This window comes from Nocardia flavorosea NBRC 108225 (genome assembly GCF_001613385.1).
Lineage (GTDB): Bacteria > Actinomycetota > Actinomycetes > Mycobacteriales > Mycobacteriaceae > Nocardia > Nocardia flavorosea.
Genome location: NZ_BDCG01000022.1, coordinates 236,770 through 258,040 on the forward strand (window position 1 = coordinate 236,770; position 21,271 = coordinate 258,040).

1 protein-coding gene is annotated in these 21,271 nt (G+C 66.0%); it reads left to right on the forward strand.

From position 1 onward, the window contains the following. Nucleotides 1-52: 52 nt before the first annotated feature. On the forward strand, nucleotides 53-21,139 hold the full coding sequence (locus NFL01S_RS29240; RefSeq protein WP_062979518.1) for an alpha/beta fold hydrolase: 21,087 nt from the start codon (nucleotides 53-55) through the stop codon (nucleotides 21,137-21,139). The last annotated feature ends 132 nt before the right edge of the window (nucleotides 21,140-21,271 follow it).

Here is a 21,271-nt window from a genome sequence, read left to right on the forward strand (position 1 = left end):
GGTGCTCCACTGGACCGGGCGCGGCGAGCGGGAAGCGAAGTACTGACCTGCCGTGGCTATTGCGACTTACCCGCCGGAACTCGCCTGGACCCTGCAATGGTTGGCAGGTACGGAGCTGCCGCTCGGCAACGAGGACATCGCCAATGAGATGAAAAGGAGCTTCGAGGGGATAGAGCAATTTCTCCTCGAGGAGACGCTGCCGAAAATCGATCGGGCGATTCAACTGGTCGAGAACAATTATTCGGAGGGGCAGGGCGGCGAGGCGGTCCGTAAGGATCTGCAGGTCCACCGCGAGTACGCCGAGGGCCTCAGCGCAGGTTTCGGTGATCTGGCCGAATCGATCCACGGTTTCGCCGGTCAAACCGTCGCGGCCAAGCTGAGTGGTCACTTCGCCATGTCCTGGTTCGCGGCCGAAATGTTGTGGGCTACGACGCTCGGCCCGGCCGGCCTGGGGGTCAAGGCGCAAGCCATCGTGTCCGCCCGGCTGGCATTCAACATGATCGGCCGGACGCTGCTGCGGGGGATCGAATGGCTGCTCCAGCGGCTGCGGGCCACCGCGGCCGCGGTGCACGTCATATCGAAGGCTGCCTATGAGGTAGTGCAGGAAGGGATCATCGAGGCTCTCCAGACTCTGGTCGAGGCCGGTACCACCCAGACCGTACTCACGGCACAGGGGTACCAGGAGAGCTGGAAGATGAACGAACTCCTCCGTGATGTCGCGGTGGCCGCGGTATCCGGTGGCGCCGGTGGTGCTACCGGGCATGGGCTGAATCAGGCATTGAACAAACTACCGTGGGGTCCCGATAAACTCGGTGGTGCAGCACGCGGACTGATTACGGGTACCGGGGCGAACCTGGTGGGTTCCGGTGTCGCCACCATTCTGTACGGGATGATGACCGGGCACTACGACTGGTCGCCGCTGGCACTCACCTCGGCCGTGGCGAGTAGCGCGCCCAGCGTGTTCAACGGGTGGCGGGGTGTCGCGGACTACTCCGGTGCGCCGGGGTCGCGGCGCAATCCCTTCCAGATCGGCCGCCAGGAACCACCGATCGGTGGGGACGGGACCGGAACTCTGTCCGGGACTCCGCCGGATCCCGGCGGATCCGGGACACCGTCGGCACCGCGCCCCGGCGGCGCTGCCCCGGCAGCGCCCGGAGCCGGCGGTGGCCCGGCCGGGCAGGCGAGCGCCCGCACCGAGCCCGGGGGCACGGCAGCGCGCGTGTCCGCCACCGGTAGCGACGGCGGGAAGTACACGGCCCGGCCGGACGGCCCGAATTCCGCGCCGCCCGACAGAGGGGACGGCAGCCCCAGGGACGACGACCCGGACACCACTGCCGACGGTGCCCCGGCACGGCCCGGCGCCGGGTTGCCGCCGGATGCCTCGACCGCACCGGGCGGCGCGGCGTCCGCCCCGCTCGGTGCCGGACAGGCCGGGCTCGCCGCGGACGGGGCGGCCGATATCGGCAATACCGTCACCGGCGGCGCGCCGCCCGGGACCTCCGGTGCGGCACCCACAGCAGCGGGCGGTAGCCCGGCCACCGGGAGCGCCACCGGTTCCACCACAGCATCGGCACCGTCGGACGGCGGGACACGCTCGAACCCGGCTGCGGGCACGCTCGGACCGTCGACTGCCGCGCCGCGAGCGGGGCCGCACGGTTCCGCCATCACCGGATCCGCCGGATCCGGTGTGCGGTCGTCGCCGGCTCGTGGTCCGGAGCCGACCGGCTCGCCGGACAGTACCGGCGAACGGACAGGAGCCACCGATCCGAGGGCCGGGGCGGCTCCGGCGACCGACGGCAGCGATAAGGGTATTACCGCTGGCCGGACGACCCACGAAGCGCGGACGAATACACCGGCGCCCGCAGCTCCCGGTGCTGCCGGTACGGATCGGAACGCGGGTGCCGGTGCCGATCTGGCCGGCGGAGGCCCAGGCCCGGACTCCGCTGCCGGACCCCGGGCGGGTTCGTCTGGGCCGAGTGTCGCGCCGACCACCTCCGGTCCCCGCGCGGATACCCCTCCCGGAGATGCGGCACCGGACGACCCGGTGGCGCCTGGCCCGGGAGCGGACTCGGACATCGCGACCCCCGACTTCGACGAAGCCGGGCAAAATGCCCCGCATCTGGTATCGCAACTCGCGGGAATGTTCCCGGACGCCGATATCACGCCGATGGGGCGTGCCGGGCGAAAAGGTGTGAGTACCACCGAACTCGGGCAAGCGCTGGGTTCCGAGCTCCAGGGCAGCGAGACTCTGCGTGGCACAACCCCGCGCCAGGAATCGTGGCGGTTGAAGATGCGGGCCGACGAGGAGCACGGCCGGCTCGCCGACGCCGGTCACGCCATCCAGGGCGCGGCGCGTAAACGCGCCCGGAAAACACTGAAATACACCGCCAGGGTGCGTAAACAGGTTTCGGCGGAGCGTAATTCGGTCAGCAGGCGCATCAGCAAGATCGAGAAGTCGGTCAAGGACTGGGAGTCGCAGCAGGCAGAGCTGAATCGGCAGCTGCAATCACGGCTCACCGAGTTGCAGGACCAGCGCGACAGAGCGCAGAACCCACCCCCGGTATCGGATCCGGAAACCGGCAGACCGGTACCACAGTCGGTTGATCAGGAGGCGCTGCGTGCCCTGGCGGAGACCGACGCCCGGCTGCGGGCGGAAACCGCCGCCAGGGTCGATGCGCTGGGGCGGAAGATCGATGCCGGGAAGCGGCGGATCGAGCTCGGCCAGAGGGACCGGATGCGACTGGAAGCCCGCCTCGATCGCCTGAAAAAGATGGGATACCGGGTAACCGAGGCGCAGCAGCGGGCGCAAGAACAGGCGCGCCCGCTGTTCGAACACGCGGACTCGGAGCGCGAACGGCTGCTCGACCTGGCCGCGGCCCGCCGGATCCAGGACAAATCGGCATTCCGGAAGGCATCCCTCGGCGCCCGGATCATCGAACAGAGCGAAGAGGTCGGCGAAGGCGGCGCCGTGGTGTGTGTGTACCGCTACGCAGAGGTGGACGAGTACGGGCGGGAAGGCCGGGGCGTCACGATCTACCAGCGCGACGGCGTGGTCATGATATACGACCCCGCCAAGAAGAAACCGGAGATCTTCGATCCCGATTACCGTCCGCCGGGCCTGGCCGAGAAACGGGAACTGCTGATCGCAGCTTTCCGTGCCGACGGAACACCGGTCAATCCGCTGGTCACGGTCTCGATCCCGGGTAACGACGACGAGGACCCGGAGAAATCGCTACGCCACCTCCGTGACCTGCAAGCCGGTGATACCGAAGCACGGTCCCGGTCCGCCATGGCGGCATTGCGCACCGAACACACCCGGGTGGCGGGCGAACTCGGTGATCGGGCCGATGCCGCGGATCTCACCCCCGACCAGCTCGATGGGCTACGCGATCCGGACCGGTTCCCGGGCGTACTCGCCGGTCTCACCGATCCGGGGTCTGCCGTATCGGCCGAAGAATCCGCGCGGATCCAGGAAGCCCGCACAAGCCTGCGGGAGCTGGTACCGCGATATCACGCACTCGACGCCGCGTTGCGGACACTCGGATCCCCGCGCGGTCCGGACAGTTCACTGCAGCAGGAGTTGCTGCGCCGGCACGCCGTGGCGGTTCTGGACTGGTCGTCCTCTCTGGGCGACCTGGCTACCTTTGCAGGACGGATCCCGGGCGCCCGGGTGGATCCGCTCGTATCGGGCCGTGCCGAGGCCGAGATCACCAGGCTGGGTGAGGCAGGGATTTCCGAGGAGCGACTGAGCCAGCTCCGGGCCGCAGCCGCCCGGCACGATCTGCTGACCGGGCAGATGCATACCGCGCACGAAGAGTCCCGCGACCCGGTCCACAGTGTCCGGTCCGAGCAGGAGCGCGCCGCTGAGCGGGCGCGGGCCGTGGCCATTGCCCGCTTGGAGACGGCCGTCACCCAGCTGGAAGCAAACCTGCAAATTGCCCTGGGAGAGCTCGTCACCGTGGGAAGGGAGCTGCGCCTGTCCGATACCGTGCTGGAGAAGCTGACGACGCCGGAATTCGAATTGGTGCTGCGTGATCTGCCGGACTCCGAAAGAGGTTGGCGTGCGCTGACGGCGAATGCGCACTATCACCACGAGCTCGCCGCCGTGCTCCAGCAGACCAAGGTCGTTCTCGAGCAGGTCCGCGACGGTGCTTCGCGCTCGCGCCGGTGGTCGGAGACGGCTGCCCGGCAGGCCGGCCTGGCCACCGCGTACGCGACCGCGTTGCGCGATACCCGCAATGCGACGGTGACCCGGGTCTCCGATCTCGAAATCTCCCAGGTCATCAGCGATGTGCTCGGCTGGGCCGATTCCCTGGAGTCGAACGGGGTACGTCTGGGCCGCGAGACGTTGGACCGGGGATCGGTGGCCGGGGTGAGCGACCGCGGCCTGGGGCTCGACATCGACCTGGGTGCCATGGCCGGGGATGTGGTGGTCTTGGACGGGCGTCCGGTCCGGTTCGCGGTGCTTGCAGAGGACGCGCCGGCGGAAGCGGTGACGGCGGCGCATCGCAGTGTGCGATCGGCACGGGTGGCCCACAAACCCGGCGCACCGCTCGGCGACGTGGACCGCACCCGGATGGTGACCGATGCGCTCGCTGCGGCACAGGCTGCGGCCGGTCCGGGGACCTCGCTCACCCTCGCGGTGGCGCTGCTGGAATCCGGCACCGAGCCCGGCAGCTATGTGGCAGGCCGGCTCGGCGCGGCCCGGCTCGACCTACTGGACCCCGCGGACCCGGAAACATCACAGTCGCTCACCTTCTCCGAGAGCGCCGGGGCCGATCGCGCACAGTCCACCGACCGGGCGGTGGCCAGCTATCCGGCGATCAGCCGCGGCACGCTTGCCGACCACCAGATTCTGTTGTTGCGCAATGCCGGTTGGGACGCCTCTGTCGCGGCCTCGGCGCTCGCCGGATCATTCGCCGGTCATCCGGGGAATATGCCGGCCGCCGTGGGCGAGATCATCGACATTGCGCGTGCCTCGGGTGCGCGGGGCGGCCTCACCGGAGTCGCGCTGTCGGGTAGTGCTGGCGAAGTGTCCGATCTCGCCTCTGCCGGTGCGCGCCCCGGCAGAGCGCCGGAGGGGACCGGCCCGGCTGATCCGACGGATTCCGGTGCGGACAGCGGGCCGGAGATGCGAACGGCTACCGCACCGGAGACCACCGAACTGGAAGCGGGTGTTATCGCCGCGCTCGGCGGAGAGATCGCCGGCCGCGCGGTTGTCTTGGGGCGGGCTGCTATGGACGCCGTGTTCGGGCAGGTGCCTTCCGCGCGGCGCACGGTGGAGCTTTCGGTGCTCGACGCCGATTACGCCGCGCTGCGCGCGCTCCCGCAGTGGACCGAGCAGTCCGGGGACAGCGGCAACTTCCTGCGCAACGGCGACTATTCGATCGTCGCCGCGACGGATTCTTCGCCGGCGCACCGGGATACGCTGAGCCGGGCGTGGCGCACTCCCGGTGGACTGAATATCGCCGGCCTGCCGGATGTCTATGCCCAGTGGCAGGACCGCGACAGCAGCCAGGACCGCAGTGACGCCGCGGAGATCCGGCAGCGCCTGCTCGATCCCTCCCGGCCGCCGCTGCCCCCGGTGGTGCTCGCGCACGAGATCGAGGCGATATGGCGGGTACTGCCCGCCGAGGCACGCGAGCACAGCGCGGCGCCGGACGCGGTTCACCTGGCTGCCGGCGGTTTGTACATCGCCTACACCCTGTACGGGGATCCGCGGATCGGCCGGACCAATCAGATCGTCGGAAGTCTCGAGCGACCGGAATACGGTGTTCCGGCGACGTATCACAACGGTTTCGATCTGCTGCACGACGCGGAATCACTGGTGCGGCACCTGCGCAATATCGGCGCGACCCCGCTCGAATGCCTCGACGCGGTGGTCGCCGAGATGTACAGCGACGCCGTGTACGGCAACGGCCGGCACAGCAATGATCCCGACGGGTACGACGAGCTGAAATCGGCGGAACTGGCTCGCGCCCATGCTGATGCGCTCGGCTACGACCGGGCCCGGGCCGAGCGTATCCACGCCATGATCCTGGGTACCGCGTTCGACGAGGTCACCAAGGCACAACGCGGTAAGAACGACCCGGACCCGCTGGTGCAGGCGCTGGCGGGCACCGATCTGAAAACTCTGTCCGAGGCCGGGGGGTTGCGGGCCGCGATGGCCCTGGCCGTCGAAGACCTGATGTCGGAACGCTACCCGGCGAGCCGGATACTGGGCCGGGCCCTGGAGGAAGCCGGTCTGCGTATCCGTTCCGTCGACGAGGGGATCGCGGCGGTCGACGCGCTGGCCGACTGGCGTCCGATGATCGACGGCAAGCGGTCGGAGCAGACGGTGATGGAGGCGTTCGCTCAGCGGCTCGCGAGGAACGCGAACTTCACGAGCGGCCACCAGTATCCGCCGACATGGTCGCTCGACGATCCGGAAATGCGTACCGCCACGGCGCGACGCAGCCGCGAGGTGAGCGGGGCGCTCTCGGCCGGTCTGACGACGGCTACGCGGGAATACGCAAGGGCCGGGAAGTATGCCGCCGACATCACGGAACGGTTCCACCGGCCGGACGACGCCGAAGGAAACCGGGTAGCGGACGACCGCGCCGTGCCACCGCCGGCCGCAGCGGTGCTGGGCGCGGATCCGGCCGGGCCGCTACCCCGCGATCCGCAGGCCGCCCTTGCCGACCTGGTCGCCTACCACCGTGCCCGCCGGGACGTGAAAGCGGCAGCAGGCCGGTTGCGCGAGGCGAAAGAGCAGGACGAGGCCGCGTACGCCGACGAAATCGAACCCCGGCCGGAGGAGGGCCGCCCAGGACCGGAGGAAGCCCGGCTGAGGGGGCCGCTGCGGTCCAGTCTGGCCCGGATGTATGAGATCGAGCGGCGGATCGAGCCGTTCGCCGAGGAACTCGGCGCCGGCCGGCCGGGCGGGCTCACCTCCCGGCAGCATCAGCAGCTACTGGATCTCGGCGTCGCGGTGGCTGGGTGGCGGGACGCGAAGAATGCCGTGGCGCAGGAGGGCCCGGATTCCACGACCGAGGGCCGGCGCGGCGTTGACGAAGCGACCCGGCAGATCCACGAGGTCGTGCGGCGACTCGCTGCGGATCCCGTTCTGCATACTCTCGCTCAGCTGGACGAGGGCTGGGGGCCGGTTTCGGGCGACCGGACGACAGCCGATTCCGGCGGCCCGGTGGACTATCGCACCATGGATCTCGGCGAGGTATACGGCGTCAGCGATCTCGGTGCGAACGCGGTCAATGAGCACAACCACGACTGGATGGAAGCGGCGGTCGTCTCCTACCCGGGTGGGGAGAGCCGGATCGCTGTGGTGGCCGACGGTGTCGGGCGGGACGAGGGTGCCCACCGGGCTGCCGAAGAGGCGGCCCGGGTGGTCCGGGCGCAGCTGGCCCACTTCGCCTTTCGGAAGCAGGGAGTGTTCACCCGGGTCGAGGCCGAGGAGGCGATGCGCGCCGCGATTCTTGCCGCGCAGGATCGAGTGGCCACCGTGACATCCGACCACACCACGGTAGCGGCGGCACTGACCCAGCACCGCACCGATGGTGCGCCGAATCAACTGATCGCGGGCTGGGTCGGTGACTCCCGAATAGATCTGTTGCGCGCCACGGGGGATTCGGCAGCGATCTCGCGGGACCACTCCGATCTGGCCTATCTGACAGATCTGGGGATGACGCAGCGCGAAGCTCTCCGCGAGAGCGAGGGCGGAATCCTGCACAGCCTGGGTGTAGGTGCCGGGCCACCGGCCGCCGACGATGCGGTGAATGCCCGGTTCGTGGCGTCGCGGGAGCTGGCGCCCGGCGATATCGTCTCGGTCAGCACCGATGGCATCTGGAGCGCCGATCCGGACGTCGAGGACCGCGCCGTGGTGCTGGACGGGGGCCAGAATTCCGACCTGCGGAACATGGCGTGGCGGCTACGGCACCGTGCGCTGCTGAGCGGTGGTGAGGACAACGCCAGCATCGTGCTGATCTCGGGTGCGCCACCGGCCGAACCGATCCCGGACACTGCCGGGGTGGTGGACGAGGGTGATACCGGCCTGCCGGCCGATCTCCGGGCCGGCAGGCGAATCGGCGAACCGCGGATACCCGGCACCGACGTTCCGCCCGGCCTGCGCGGCGGCTACCGCAACGCGCTGGCCGCACAGGACAGCGCCCGGAAGGCCCTGGACGACCTGGCCGCAGAGATGGGGCCCCTGCCCGTGACTGTCGCCCAGCTCGTGGGCCCCGACCACGACAATGCGCTCGCCGCACTGGACCGGCACACCGAGGGGCCTTCCGACGCCGGCGAACCGACGCACGGGATCGAACTGCTGGGCCGGTACACGAAGAAGTATCACGAGGCCGAGTTCCGGCTGCGCCGGATCGAGGAACGGATCCGGGCCCACGGCGACGGGGTAGATTCCGCCGACGCGCGACCACGGCCCACTTTCCCGGACGATCGCGGGACAACCGAGGCACAGAGGGTCCGCGCGGTGCGGCGGTGGCAGACCATCCAGGGTTACGGCGGAACTCTCGCCGACACGGCCCGGCTGTGGCGGCTGACCGACTCCAGGACGCAGCAAGCCCTTATCCAGATAATTCCGGAGGAGATCGCCCGTACCCCGGCACTCCCGCCCCCGGCGCGCGACGAAGCCTCCCGGCTTGTGCTCCGGCGTGTGCGGAACGGACTCCACCGGGAGGGCCCGGACTCGGCGGCGCGGGTGGCCGCCGACGCACACGCCGACCGGCTTGCCGCCGCCGAGCGCTGGGCGGCGCAGATCCCCGGGCATCCCGCAGTGCAGCTGCTCGACCCGGCCGCTTCCGCGATGATCTTCGGTGATCTGGATGCTGCCGACGAAGTCCGCTTCCACACACTCGGCGAGGATCTCGGTACCGCGGCCGCCCCCGCGGACCGTGATCGCGTTACCGCCGCGGCGATCGACGACCTCGCCAGGGCGGGCCGACGTGCCGCCACCGTGGTACTGCCTGCGGTCGATAGTGCGGAATTCGCCGGTGCCGTCGCGGAGATCCTGGATGCCCGGGTGGCCCGGGGAGGTGCGCTTCCGGAAGTGGTGCTGATCGGGCACGAAGCCGCGGGGTCACCGGACCCGGGGCCCGGCGGGGATACCCGGATGGGCGGAGATCTCGTATCCCGGGCCCGGGAGGATCCAGCTCTCGGCCGGTACCGGGATCTGATCGAGGTTGCCGCAACGCAATCCGGTGTTGCGCACTGGATGCCCACGCATCGGATCGAGGGCGTGGCCAATGATTGCGTCGTGCGCAACGGGAGCGGTCTGCTGAACCGGCTGGCGTTTCGGCTGGAACGGCACGGGTCCGGGGATCCCGCGACGATCGAGGAACTCCGCCGGCGAGCGGAGGAATTGAGCAGAGCCGTGGTGCCGTCGTCGGGGTTCTCCGGCCCGGCAACAGCGCGCGCTATGGGCGGCGACTGGAGTCAGCGAGAGTTTCGGAACCCGGCCGATCTGGCTGCCGCGGTCCCCGAGGGTGGGGCGATGCTCGCGGCCGTGGAGTTCGCGGGTTTCCGGCGGCACGGAGTGGCCGGGGCGCATGCGGTTCAGCTGTATCGCGAGGGCGATCGGGTCTACGTGATCGACGAGGCCACTTCCCCCGAGCGGGACGAGAACCGAGTCGAATTCGCGGTGTGGTCTGCGCGAATCGGTCCGCAGGTCGTGGGCTGGTACGGAATCGCCTTCGGGAAGGACGGGCGGCCGGAGATATCGCTGCCGGAAACGGGGGAGTCGGCGGCCATTGCCGGGCGGGACTACCCGAACACCGGTATCGCCGGGTATTCGCCGGAGACGGGGCGCGGCCCACCGGATGCCCGCGTGAGCGATCCACCGGACGAGCAAGATCGGCGACTCGCCGCGTATGCGCTGGCACGCGGGTCCGGCGCCGACGGCGATCCCGGTGGTGCGGAAGCGGCCACGCGACTGCTCCCGCCGGTCGACGCATCGGTCTCCGACAGCCTCGGCGCACGATACTTCGCCGCCTTGGGACGGAAGCAGGCACTGGACAACCTGGCATGGTGGCGCGGCCTGTCCGACGATGCGATCCCGGATAACCTACGGGGACGGTCGGCGCAGGACGGCCTTGAGGATTCCGGTCTCGAACTAACCGGGTTGCAGCGTGCGCTGCTGCGCGTCCGTCCCGAACTGCTGGCCACGATGCCCGGTCTTCCCGATGAGGTCAGTACCCAGGCGGCGCTGCGCGCCCTGAACGCTCGCCTGCGGATTCTCGAGGAAAAAAGCCGCAGCGGCGACGCTTTCACTGTTGCGGAGAGCCGGGAATACTCGTGGACGCCTGATTTGATCGACAGCCTCACCAGGGATTCCGGTGGACTGCCACCTTATCTCCGGAATCTGGACCCGGTTACCGGCGAGGTTGTCTTCGTATACGGCGATATGGCTACCGCGGACAGACGGGTCTATGTGGTACCGCCGACCCAGGCGCCGAACTTCACCGTCGACTACTACGAGGCACGTGTCACCGCTGAGCGGATTCACACGGAGATACAACGCATGCAGCCGGGTGCCCGTGTCGCTGTCGCGGCATGGGCACGAGGAGCCGGCTTCGACGATTCCGGTGGCGCCGCATTGCGTGGGGCGTTGCTGCGTCGCGACATCACGGTCGATCTCGCTGTCCAGCGCCCCGATTCCGGAAACGGTCGCGCTGCCGCGGAGAGCGGTCCGGTCGTTCCGTATGCGGTGATCACCTTCGGCGCCGCCGCCTCGGTAGGGCACGCGATCGCGGATGATGCGGGGTTGCACACCCTGTACATGATCGATCCGGATGGTGTGCTGCCGTCGGCGGCCCCGCCACCGACAGTGTCGATGTACACCACCTATACGCACAAGAATCAGCTGCGGACCGCCTCGGAGCGGCACGCTGGCAGGCGACTCGCCGCGGTCGACGGAGCCTATCGCCCGGCTCGCGTGCGCGAAGGCAAACCGGATCCGCTGTCGCGCATGATGGCGCGGATCGGCCTCGACCGTGACATGTCCAGGTATCTCCCGGAGCTGTCGGATCGATTCGGGGGTCTCGTACCCGAGACCCGAACCCTGCCGAAGGGCAACAGAGTACTCGTGGCCCTCGGCGCCGAGGACGTATTCCGAGCACCGGACGGCCCGCTGGACTGGCGAGCATTCGAGGCTGATATCGGCGGGCGGCTGGTGCCGGTCGTCGTGAAATCGTCGGAATACCGGGACGCGGTGGACCAGATCCTCGATGACCTGTCGAAGGGTTATGTGCGTAACGACGAGGGGCTTGTCCAATCGGGGGTGCGTGCCGATGTATACACCGTGGTGCTCGGCAGCGGCAGCGCCGCGTACCGGGTCGAAATGGCTGCGGTCGGCGATGAGGTCGTCGTTGTCGATCCGCTGGTCGGCGGTCCGCTGGTGGCAGATCTCTGGCAGGAACTCCGGCTCCATCGGACGGACCTGGCGGCATGGGTCATCGCGCACCGGACCGGTGCCGACGGCGTGCTGCGACCGGTCATCGGAGCTCTGCACGATCCGAAGTTCCAGCACCCCGGCATGCCCGCGTATCTCATCGGGAGTACCGGCATCGACGCACCTCATGCCGAACGTATCCCCGGCAAGCTGGTCATATCGCTGCGGCCCAAGAAGCCCAACGAGTCGACCGAGAAGGCCGCGGTGCCGGCCGGGAAGGCCGAGGTGTCGACCGGAGGGGATGTGCTGATCGGCCGCAGTGCGGTCGGTGCGAAACTGTTCGAGCTGTTAGGGGACGTGTCCCGCAATCATGCCCGGGTGGGTGTGTTCCGTAACGGTGAATTGTGGATCGAGGACAACGGTTCCCGTCACGGCACTTTCGTCAACGGGACGAAATTGGCACGCGGCGAGAGGCGTGTGATAGCGAAGACCGACACCATCCGGCTCGGCGCGAATAGCGAAATATCGTTGGATTTCAAGCCGGACAGGCTGCTTCCCGCCGAGGTGGGACGTGACGAATCGGCCGGACGTTTGCAGGCTGCGGCTGCCGAGACTTCCGTTATGGTGCTCCATTCTTCCTACGGTCCAGGCTCTGACGTGCCGATACAACCGGGCCGCGACCTAGTGATCGGACGAGAGAACAGCCCGCTGGCGGACCGGCTGACGCAGTACCCCGATATCTCTCGCCGACATGCGACTATCGGGCTGGATGAGAGTGGTCGCGTGTGGATCCGCGACGAAGGCTCCACCAATGGCACCTTCGTCGACGAGAAACCTATTCCCCGTGGGGAGAACCTAATTGTGGGAGAGCACGCGGTCATACGATTGGGCCGGAACTATCGACTCGTCCTGCAAAAGCAGCGAAGCGGTGCGCCGGACGGGAGCGCCGGTGCCGTGGGCGAAGTATTGCGGCCAGCCGGTGAGGAGGCCGGCGCGCGCTCGCCGGGACCGCAGCCTCATCGCGTTGCATGGGACGGGTCGCGGCGGCGGCACGACGGTGACGAAGGGGGCATCCAGAGGCCGTCGCAGTACAGAACTCCCGATCCCAACTGGTATGCCTCCGGCGTAAGTGACGATGAGCCGCATGCTCTCAACACCTCGGCACCCGGCGACGGCGCGGCGCAGCGCGATATCCCGGTCGCGGGACCGGAACTGAAATGGCCGCGTCCGGCCGAGGTGCCCCGCCTGGACTCGGACCATCGTCCGCCGCTCGACGAGGCGAGCGACGGGGACCCAGAAGCTGCGGCCCGTTCCAAGGTGGCTGAGCACCTGCAGATAAACCCCTCGAACATTGTGCCCGCGACGGTACTGCGGGCCGTGGCTCAGCTCCAGAAGCGTTTACGCGAGCTGGACCAGCGAGGTTGGGATCTCATATCCCAGAACGAACGCACGGCGGAGGTGCTGCCGGTGCTCGGCCGGCTGACCGAGCACGAAGCGAGATCCTCGCAGTCGGATTACGCTCGGCCGGTCGGGAAAATGCTGTCCGAAGAGCTCGACGCGATTCTCCCCACAAAAGCGCCGGATTCGTCGGTGCCGGCGCGGACCGACGATCTGCTGGACGAGCTACGCCGACTCGGTGAGCGGGTGCACTCCATCCGGATATTCGTGAACGACCTGTCGTACTATTTGGGACTGGCCGTGACATCGACGCGCCGCCCGGCGCATCCGCCGGCTACCTCACCGGCTTCGCCCGCCGAGCGGGAGCTGTTGCTGGTGCTCCAGGACCTCGGTCACCGGCCCGCAGGCGATCTCGATCCCCGGCAACGTCGGCAGCGGGAATTCGCGGAGTCGTTGTGGACAGGTATCCGTTCCGCCGAGCGCAGGCTGCGAACCGGCTTCGGGATCGACGTACTGTCGATCGACTGGGAGCATCGGGTGGCCCAGGTCGGCCTGTCGCCGACCGTCCCGGATATCGGTGACAGCAGATCCTGGTTTGTGCGAGTCGACGAACTCGATATGGCGGCATCACCCGGTTCGCCGTCCTGGATCGACCGGCTCTTCACCCCCGGGCCCGACGCCGGCGCGCTGGAGGTGTATCCCGGCCGGCGCACCGCCGGACCGGGATTCGATATCGTCACCGATACCGGCGGGCAAACCGCCGGCGCCGTTGATACGGCCCGCGCGCTCACCGCCTGGCTGCACTCGGAGAACTGGGGCAGTTCCGAACAGATCGAGGCGGCGGCCGGGATCGTCGAGAAGCTGGTGGAGGCCGGCGGTAGCCGGGCTCGGGTGGCCGCGAGGATATCCGGCGAAGATACTGCCCGGAAGCTGATCGTGGAGGTCGTCGACCATGCCTCCAGCCCTCGTCCGGCGGAACCGGATCGGCCGCAGGCCCTCGACGACACAGGGGAGGTGCTGGCTGGGGGTCGCCGCGCGACCTGGCTGGCATTCCACGAATCGCTGCTCGTGAGAGGGCTTCCGGAAAGTGTCGCGAAGGCGGAGCTGTGGGATCGGTTCGACAGCGATCCGGGCGCTGTCGCCGCTCGCCGAGCGCTCGCCGCCCTCGGGGGCGACGCGGCCGTCCGGCCGAACTATTCGACGGACGGCCCGCTGCTCTGGCCCGAAGGCGTGATCGGTACCGCGGTACCAGGCCCCGGCGAACGCAATACCGGCTATACCGCCGCACTGGCGGCGTCCGCGGACGATATCCGCGCGCTCGGACTCGGTGTCCGCAAGAACACCCCCTTCGACGGGCCGTCTCAGCAGTTGGGTGCCTTGTTCGTGCCCAGTGAGATCGCCTGGATGGAGCAGATCGGTGGCGAACGTCTGGAGCATAACGGAATACATTTGGTTGCGCTCCTGTACTCGATCAAGGCCTCCGTGTACTCGGCCACCGAAATGCTGTTCCCCGAACCCATCCCGGAGCGCAGAATCCAGGTAACGGTGGACCTGGAAGCCCGGATCTTCGAGGCCCGGCTCCTGGACGACCCGCGCGATCTCGACGGCGCGCCGATCGAAGTGATCGGTGGTTCGTGGGGTGTTCGCGACGGGATCGCTGTTGCAGCCGCGGCGGTACCAGTACATGCCCGGCAGATATCGCGTCCGGACGATTCTCCGCCGCCGGTACCGGATACGCGACCGGCGGCAGCCGTCGACCCGGACGAACTTCTCCACCGCCGCGAACAACGGGAAGCCCTGCGCCCGCTACGCGATGCCGCAGCCGCTAAGCTGAATATCGACCCCGGAACCCAGACAGATCTGGCGCCACTCCTGCAAGAACTCGCGACGCTGGAACAGAAAGTGAAAGAGGGGCGGGGAAAACCGCGCAGCGCTCTGACCGAGGAACAAACGAACGCGCGAACCAGGTATTCGATTCTTCGTGATTTCCTCGAGTACGAACGGCGGATGCGTTCCCTGGACACGGCCATCGGTGACGAAAATCCGGTAGCTAGTCGAGTCGAGACGGACGAGCTTCGTCATCAGGGCACGCCGCACCCCGCGGCGAACACTTCGGAAAGGCCGCTCCGGCACGACCTTGGTGAGGACACTGAAACGGGCATCGCTGTGCTTCCGTCGATGCGGCAGAAGCGCAACAACCCTCCCGGTGCCGTGGGGTTTGCATCCGGTGTGGGCGGCGATGAACCGAATGCCCTCAACTCTCCGAGATCTTCGCAGCGGAGACAGGATGGTGCGACGTCCTCCGGTCCCCCTGCCTCGGCCACCGTCGAGCCGGGATCGGGAACGGCCGAGGTGCCGTTGATTGTTCCGGAAGGTCAGCTGGAACTATCAGCGGACGGTCGTCGGATGCTCGCTGACGTAGTGCAGGAACGCAGGGCGCGAGTTGACCGGTGTATCGTCGGCATCCGAAACTTGCGCAATTTACTGGAGGAGGCAGTCGACGAATCGGGCGTGTACAGTACGGCGCCATTCGTATCTCAGATACAGGCCCAAATCGAAGATGTGCTGGAGCGTCGGATCAGCGATTTTCTCGGCACCGAACGTGGACGAGAAGACCAGAAAATCGCGCAGCTGAGCCTCTTGGTCGAGAAGCAACATCTCAGCGTCTCGGAGATGCGATTGCTGTCCAATCTTCTTTCCTCTGGTGGGCGAAATATCGTTGGACTGCTTCCCGGTGCCCGGAACCGCTATGTTCGAGCCCTACAGGCATCCGCGCGGAAACAGTTGATCGAGTTGACTCAGAATCGGTCTTTCATGGAATCAACTGATGCGGACCGTGCAGCATATAAACTGAAATCATTATGGAGCGGACCGATCGACACGTTCGTGGATAGGATTCCCACTGGCTCGAACAAAACGGATCGAGAAAGGCTCATCGACTATTTGGCTAGCCTTGAAAGGCTACGCTATGAAGAGCTGAGAAAATTTGTCGACCCCTGGGAGAAGATATCCGACGATGAAATAACTCCACTGCTGTCGGAGTTGGTGCAAGGGAAGCTTAGTACGAGCGATCTCTTTCGCGACATCGAGAGAATCCAGCGCGCCCGTCCTGCAAATGCGAACATTTCTAACGCCCTTAAGAATCTGAATAAATGGCTGGTCGGGAAATTTTCGGAGGCTTCGATGGCCGGGGTTTCTCTCGATTCGGCCGACGTCGAAAGAATTGCCAATTACGTATCCATTGCTGCCGATCTCGGCAGCCGACTGGGTGTATCGAGCGACTTTCCGGATAAATTAGAGGAGATGCGCCGCCTTCGTGGTGGTCAATTGGACGACTATGTGGACCGGGCGTCCACGTTGTACTGTCATTTCACGCCGAATATCCGCGAAATCGCGCTCACCGGCGAGCTTCGTTCTGGACGTAGCGCCGGCGTAATGGCGACCACCAATGCCGTTTATTCCGATGGTGTGCACTTTATCAAGCCGGGCCGTTGGATGGGGATCGAGAACTACAACTGGTATATCGATTATTCGAGCAAAACGAAATCGGCCTCCGGAAGGTTTATCCCGGGTGCGCTGGGCGCTGTGATTGTGCTTCCACTGGGGGAGATAATCCGGCACACGCCATTGCGTTCGGAGGTGAAGACCACCTCGCCGGACGGTGACCACCTGTCTTCCGACTCTGTATTTCGTCCTCTCGGGAACTCTGACCAATATCATTACCCGCTGGATCGGGCGTATATCATTCCCTGCTATAGCGGTAGGCAACTAAGGCAAGGTGAATGGTTTGGGTCGGACTGGTCGGAGCCATCCTCGGAAGAGATGGTTACTGACCCGGTCCGGAGGGTTTTCCTTGATGCTGGATACGATATTAATTGGGTGGATCGCCATGTAATTGAAGTTCCGGATATGATTCTCTCGGATTCCCTCCCGGGAAATCCGGAAATGTACGCCCGCATGAAACGTCAGCTTCGAACGGCAATGGACACGATCTCGGACAGGATAGAACGAGAAAGTGATTCCAGGGCGGACTATATTGTTCCGGTGTCGACTCAACACGGCCAAAGATTGGAGGCGTTGGACGAACATGGTTTGCCACGGAATCATGAATCATTCGAATCTGCCATAGAGCTATTGGCGCCGGCGGCCGGGCGAATCCGGAACCAAGTGAATCACGAAACTGTACTCTCGGCGCAATCATCGACTGCTCCCCTTCGAATCCTGGAAGACCCGGGATTCTCCGGTGATGGACCGGTAGCAGGACCAGGTAGCCCTTGGGGGCTTTTCGGTGCAGGTGGAGCCCTGGTGAGACACGTAGATGAGCAGGGCGTCCCTCGTTACTTGATGTTGAAGATGAGCGAAGGATATTCTCAGGCGAATTGGCAGATCCCGGGTGGAGCCAAAGGATCGAAGGAAACAGCAGCGAATGCGGCCGCCAGAGAGCTCTTCGAAGAAGCCGGTGTAACGCAAAAGGAGCTCGACAGACTTCAGATCGTCGGTAGTCATATTTATGAGCACCCGATTTACGACTGGACCTATGAGACGGTGGTCGTCGATGCGCCTGGCGCGTTCGAGCTTCGAGTTGATGGCCGAGAAGCAGTCGCGGGCGGCTGGTTTACCGAAGAACAGATACGGCGCATGAATGTGCACAACGTGTTGAAGTCGAATATGCCCAGTTTGTTGCAGGTCTTCTCCGGGAGCGCACGCCTCGAGGAGGCCGATTGGGGCATGAACACGTGGGTCGAAAATTCGTCGGTGACCGATGGCGTAGCACGGTGGAAGAAGCCGGCAACACAACATCGTCACCAGCCGCCAGGTGCGGCCGGCCGACCTCCGAGCCAGGCTGCAGCGGAGGGCTTGATCGAGGATTCCAGTTGGGACGACCGGCGCGGTAGTGGGGGGCGTCGCGGCGCCAGCGGCCTGGATTTCAAGAGCAACCTGGTGGAGGGGTTCACAGCATTCCGGCACGAGCCCGGCAGCGGTGCGGACTGGACGGATGGTGCGGCGCGCGGCGAGGAATCCATTCGGGAGCGGCCCAGCACCTCGCCTGTCTACGAGTACGGTTACGCTGAGGAACGGTCGGATGCCGAGCTGGCTCGGCTACGACGCCTACGGATCGAGCACCGCTACTACTATCCGTTGGGCAACAAGGTTACTCCCGGTGGCACCAGCTTGTATCCGGAAGGTCGGCCGGCGTATTACAGCGCCCGCCACCGCCTGGGATCCGGTGTATATCTGTACACATTGACGGTCCGGCTCCATCTGGGATCCGCACTCGATGTCACCTCGGATGACCGCCAAGGTTTTGTTGCCGAGCTCGATATGGTGGTCGATCGTTATTTCAATACGGGTATCGAGATTTTCGATGGTCACCATCTGTTGGTCGACGTGGAAATCGTGTCCGACCCTGCCGATGCGAACTTGCATGTCGATCTGGTCCGCGAGAGCCGAGCAGTCGGTAATCCTTGGTCCGTCGATCTCTCTCCCGATCGGATCGCACGTGAACTGCGGCGGCATCTGGGCCTGGTGCCGTGGGGGCACGGGGGTGAGATGGCGCTCTCTGCGGACGATCTGGGCGCAATCCGCAGGTCGATTTGTGACGCCAATACGCACCAACGATTCCCCGATCTGGAGTCCTCTCGTGTCTATGGGCCAGGAGAGCTTCGTGAGCTAGAGGAGCCGAAGTATCAGAGCGACCTGGAGGATGCGCTTCGTGAGGGTTTCCGGTTCGCGGTCGGTGCCGATCCCCGATCCCATCCCTACGGCCAAATGATCAACGGGCCCCACGGATCGCGCGGGCGTACGCAGAATTGCATCGACTGTACGCTCAGTGGCTTGTCCTCCTTCCTCGGAAGCCCGCTCGTAGCCGTACCTACCTGGCGCGATTACGAGGCAAACTTTCGCGGGGATATGAGCCTCCGACCTGAGGTTTCGCTCGGCGCGGCGTGGCAGGAGCCCATAGCGCGCTCCTCCGACGACGCATACTGGGAAGTCCACCGTCACGTCGAAGAGATGGGGCAAGGATCCGCCGCCCTGGTGCGAATCCGTTGGGTGGCCGGCGGTGGCCACCAGACTCTCGTCGTCTATCCGGTCGATGCGACGGGGCCGGTGTGGTGGGATCCGCAATCGGGGGAGACCAGTGATACTCCACCTCCGAACTATGTGGAGCGCTCCAAATCTCTTACGTTCATTCTCGTACCGCCCGATGAGGGAGTAGATCTTGCCGGCGACCCCGCCCTTTCGAACGAGCAGCGAAGTGGCGCGGTATCTGCGCTACCGACTCCGCTTGGACCTGACATGCAACATTCTGGAGACGGAGTTCGGTTGGGTGTGCCGACCGGTACCGACCAGCGAAGTGGCCGACAGCGAGATGAGGAGGGGCCTGCCGAACTACGTGGTGAACAAGGAGACAGGGGTGATCACCGAACACCGGACCATGCCGTCGGAGGTGATCGGACAGGAGTACGACGAGGAGATCCGCAGGGGCCGGCCGGTGCCGGGCGTTCAGATCTTCCCGCCGATATGGCAGGTGTCGATCGAGGCGACGCAGGAGACCGAGACGGAGATCCGGTATCGGGTCCGCGGACGATCGTTGACGGAACCGCCGGAGCCGGCCGTCGACCACTTGTTGACAATCCAGAAGAGCTCTTTCCGGATGGCAACGGACATGGGGATGATTCACGAGGTATGCAGCGAAGCGGCAGCCTGGGCGGAGTTCCGGAGCCGGGAAACGGGCTCGTGGCCCCGAACAGGGACGTTCGAGTTCTAGGGCCGGACGGCCGGGCAGAGTTCGGCGGAATACCGCCCGCTTTAGTTCCCCGGCGTCGGCTCGACCCTGATTCGCCGCCGAGCCTGTTCACTCCGAACTCGACTGAGCGGCACAGTCCTCACGGGGCGGTGGAGTTCGCGTCGGGGGCGGGGGAGGACGGGCTGAACGCATTCAATTCCGCACAGCGTGTGCCGGGGACGGCACCTGCCGAGAGCCAGCGCAAGCTGGTCCGGATGATCGGTGCGGGGCTGCCGTTCGACCTCATTGCGGAGGCTTTGGGGCCGGAGCGGATGGAGCGCGACCTCGAGGTCATTGCCCGTGAGCTGGGAGTCCGTACTCGGGACGATGTGGTGAGTACGGTGCGGGAGCAGGGCCCGGGCCGATTCGGGATACCTGTCCGGGATCCGAACATTCGAGGTGGCGCTGGATCGGGTGATGGTCACCGATCCGACGGGACGAAGGCTGACGGGGACCGCTTGGCACCTGATGCCGGGGAGATGGGCCGGCGCGCCTACGCGAAAGTGGCCGGGCTGCCCGCCGCCGAGATACCGCCACCGTTGCTCCAGGAGGATCCCGGTGATGCGAAGTACCGGGATTTCTTCGTAACGACCCGCGACGGCCGTCGACTCGCTGTTCGGCTCGAGGGCCCGGCCGACGGCATGCCCCTCCTGTATTTGCACGGCACCCCGGGGAATCGGGCGGCGAGTCTTCGTAAGGATGACGTCCTGCAGATCACCTACGACCGGCCGGGGTTTGGGGATTCGGATCGAAACCCGGGACGGCAGATGATCGATAACGCCTACGACGTCGAAGACATCATGAACTTTCTGGAGATCGAGAAGTTTGCTGTCCTCGCCTACTCGGGTGGGACCGGCACGGCACTCGCGGCCACCGCGATCATGCCGGAGCGGGTGACCAAAGTGGTGGCAGGTGTTCCGCAGGCCCCGATGGGATCTTTTCCGGAGTGGGGCGGCAATATGTCGTCGACGAACCTCGAAATGTACCAGGCGGACTATCAGAGGCTGGTGGAAATATTCCGCCCGAAGTATGAGGCTTTTGTCGAGGACCCAGATAATATCGAGGCCATCGTCGGTGCGGGTCGCAGTAAGGACCATAAGAAAATGCACGACGACCCGGAACGCCGGGCCGCGACGAGCCTGGACTTCCGGCGATCGTTCAAGAACGGACCCTGGGGGTATATCGACGATGCCCGCGCTGTTTCGCACCCTTTCGGGTGGGGTTTCGATGTACGGTCGATCAAGAAGGCGAATATTATGATCGTTGCCGCCTCCGCTGATAAATTCTCGCCGCCCACGCATGCCGAATGGCTACGGAAAAATGTGGGTCGGGACGGTGACGTCCGTATTTTCCTGCACATTTTTGATGCCGGTCATCTGGTCACCGGACTCACCATGGCCGGGCAGCTGCACTGGCTGAAGACTCCGCCCGAGTTGCGAACCTCGTACGATCCGGCCCGGTCGAGGCAGATCATCTCCTCCGTTGTCGGCGACTGGGACAGCCAGGCGGTGGCGAAACTCATGCGCGCAGAGAGGAGAAGTCGTTCGACCCCGTGACGGGTGCGGTCGATCCGGACTCCCGCCTTGATGCGAATATCGGATCGGCTGCCGAGACGACCGATGTGATTCCCGGTCCTGTGCCCCAAGACCTCGGGCACCAGCAGCGGATGCCCGGTCCGGAGGACAGCG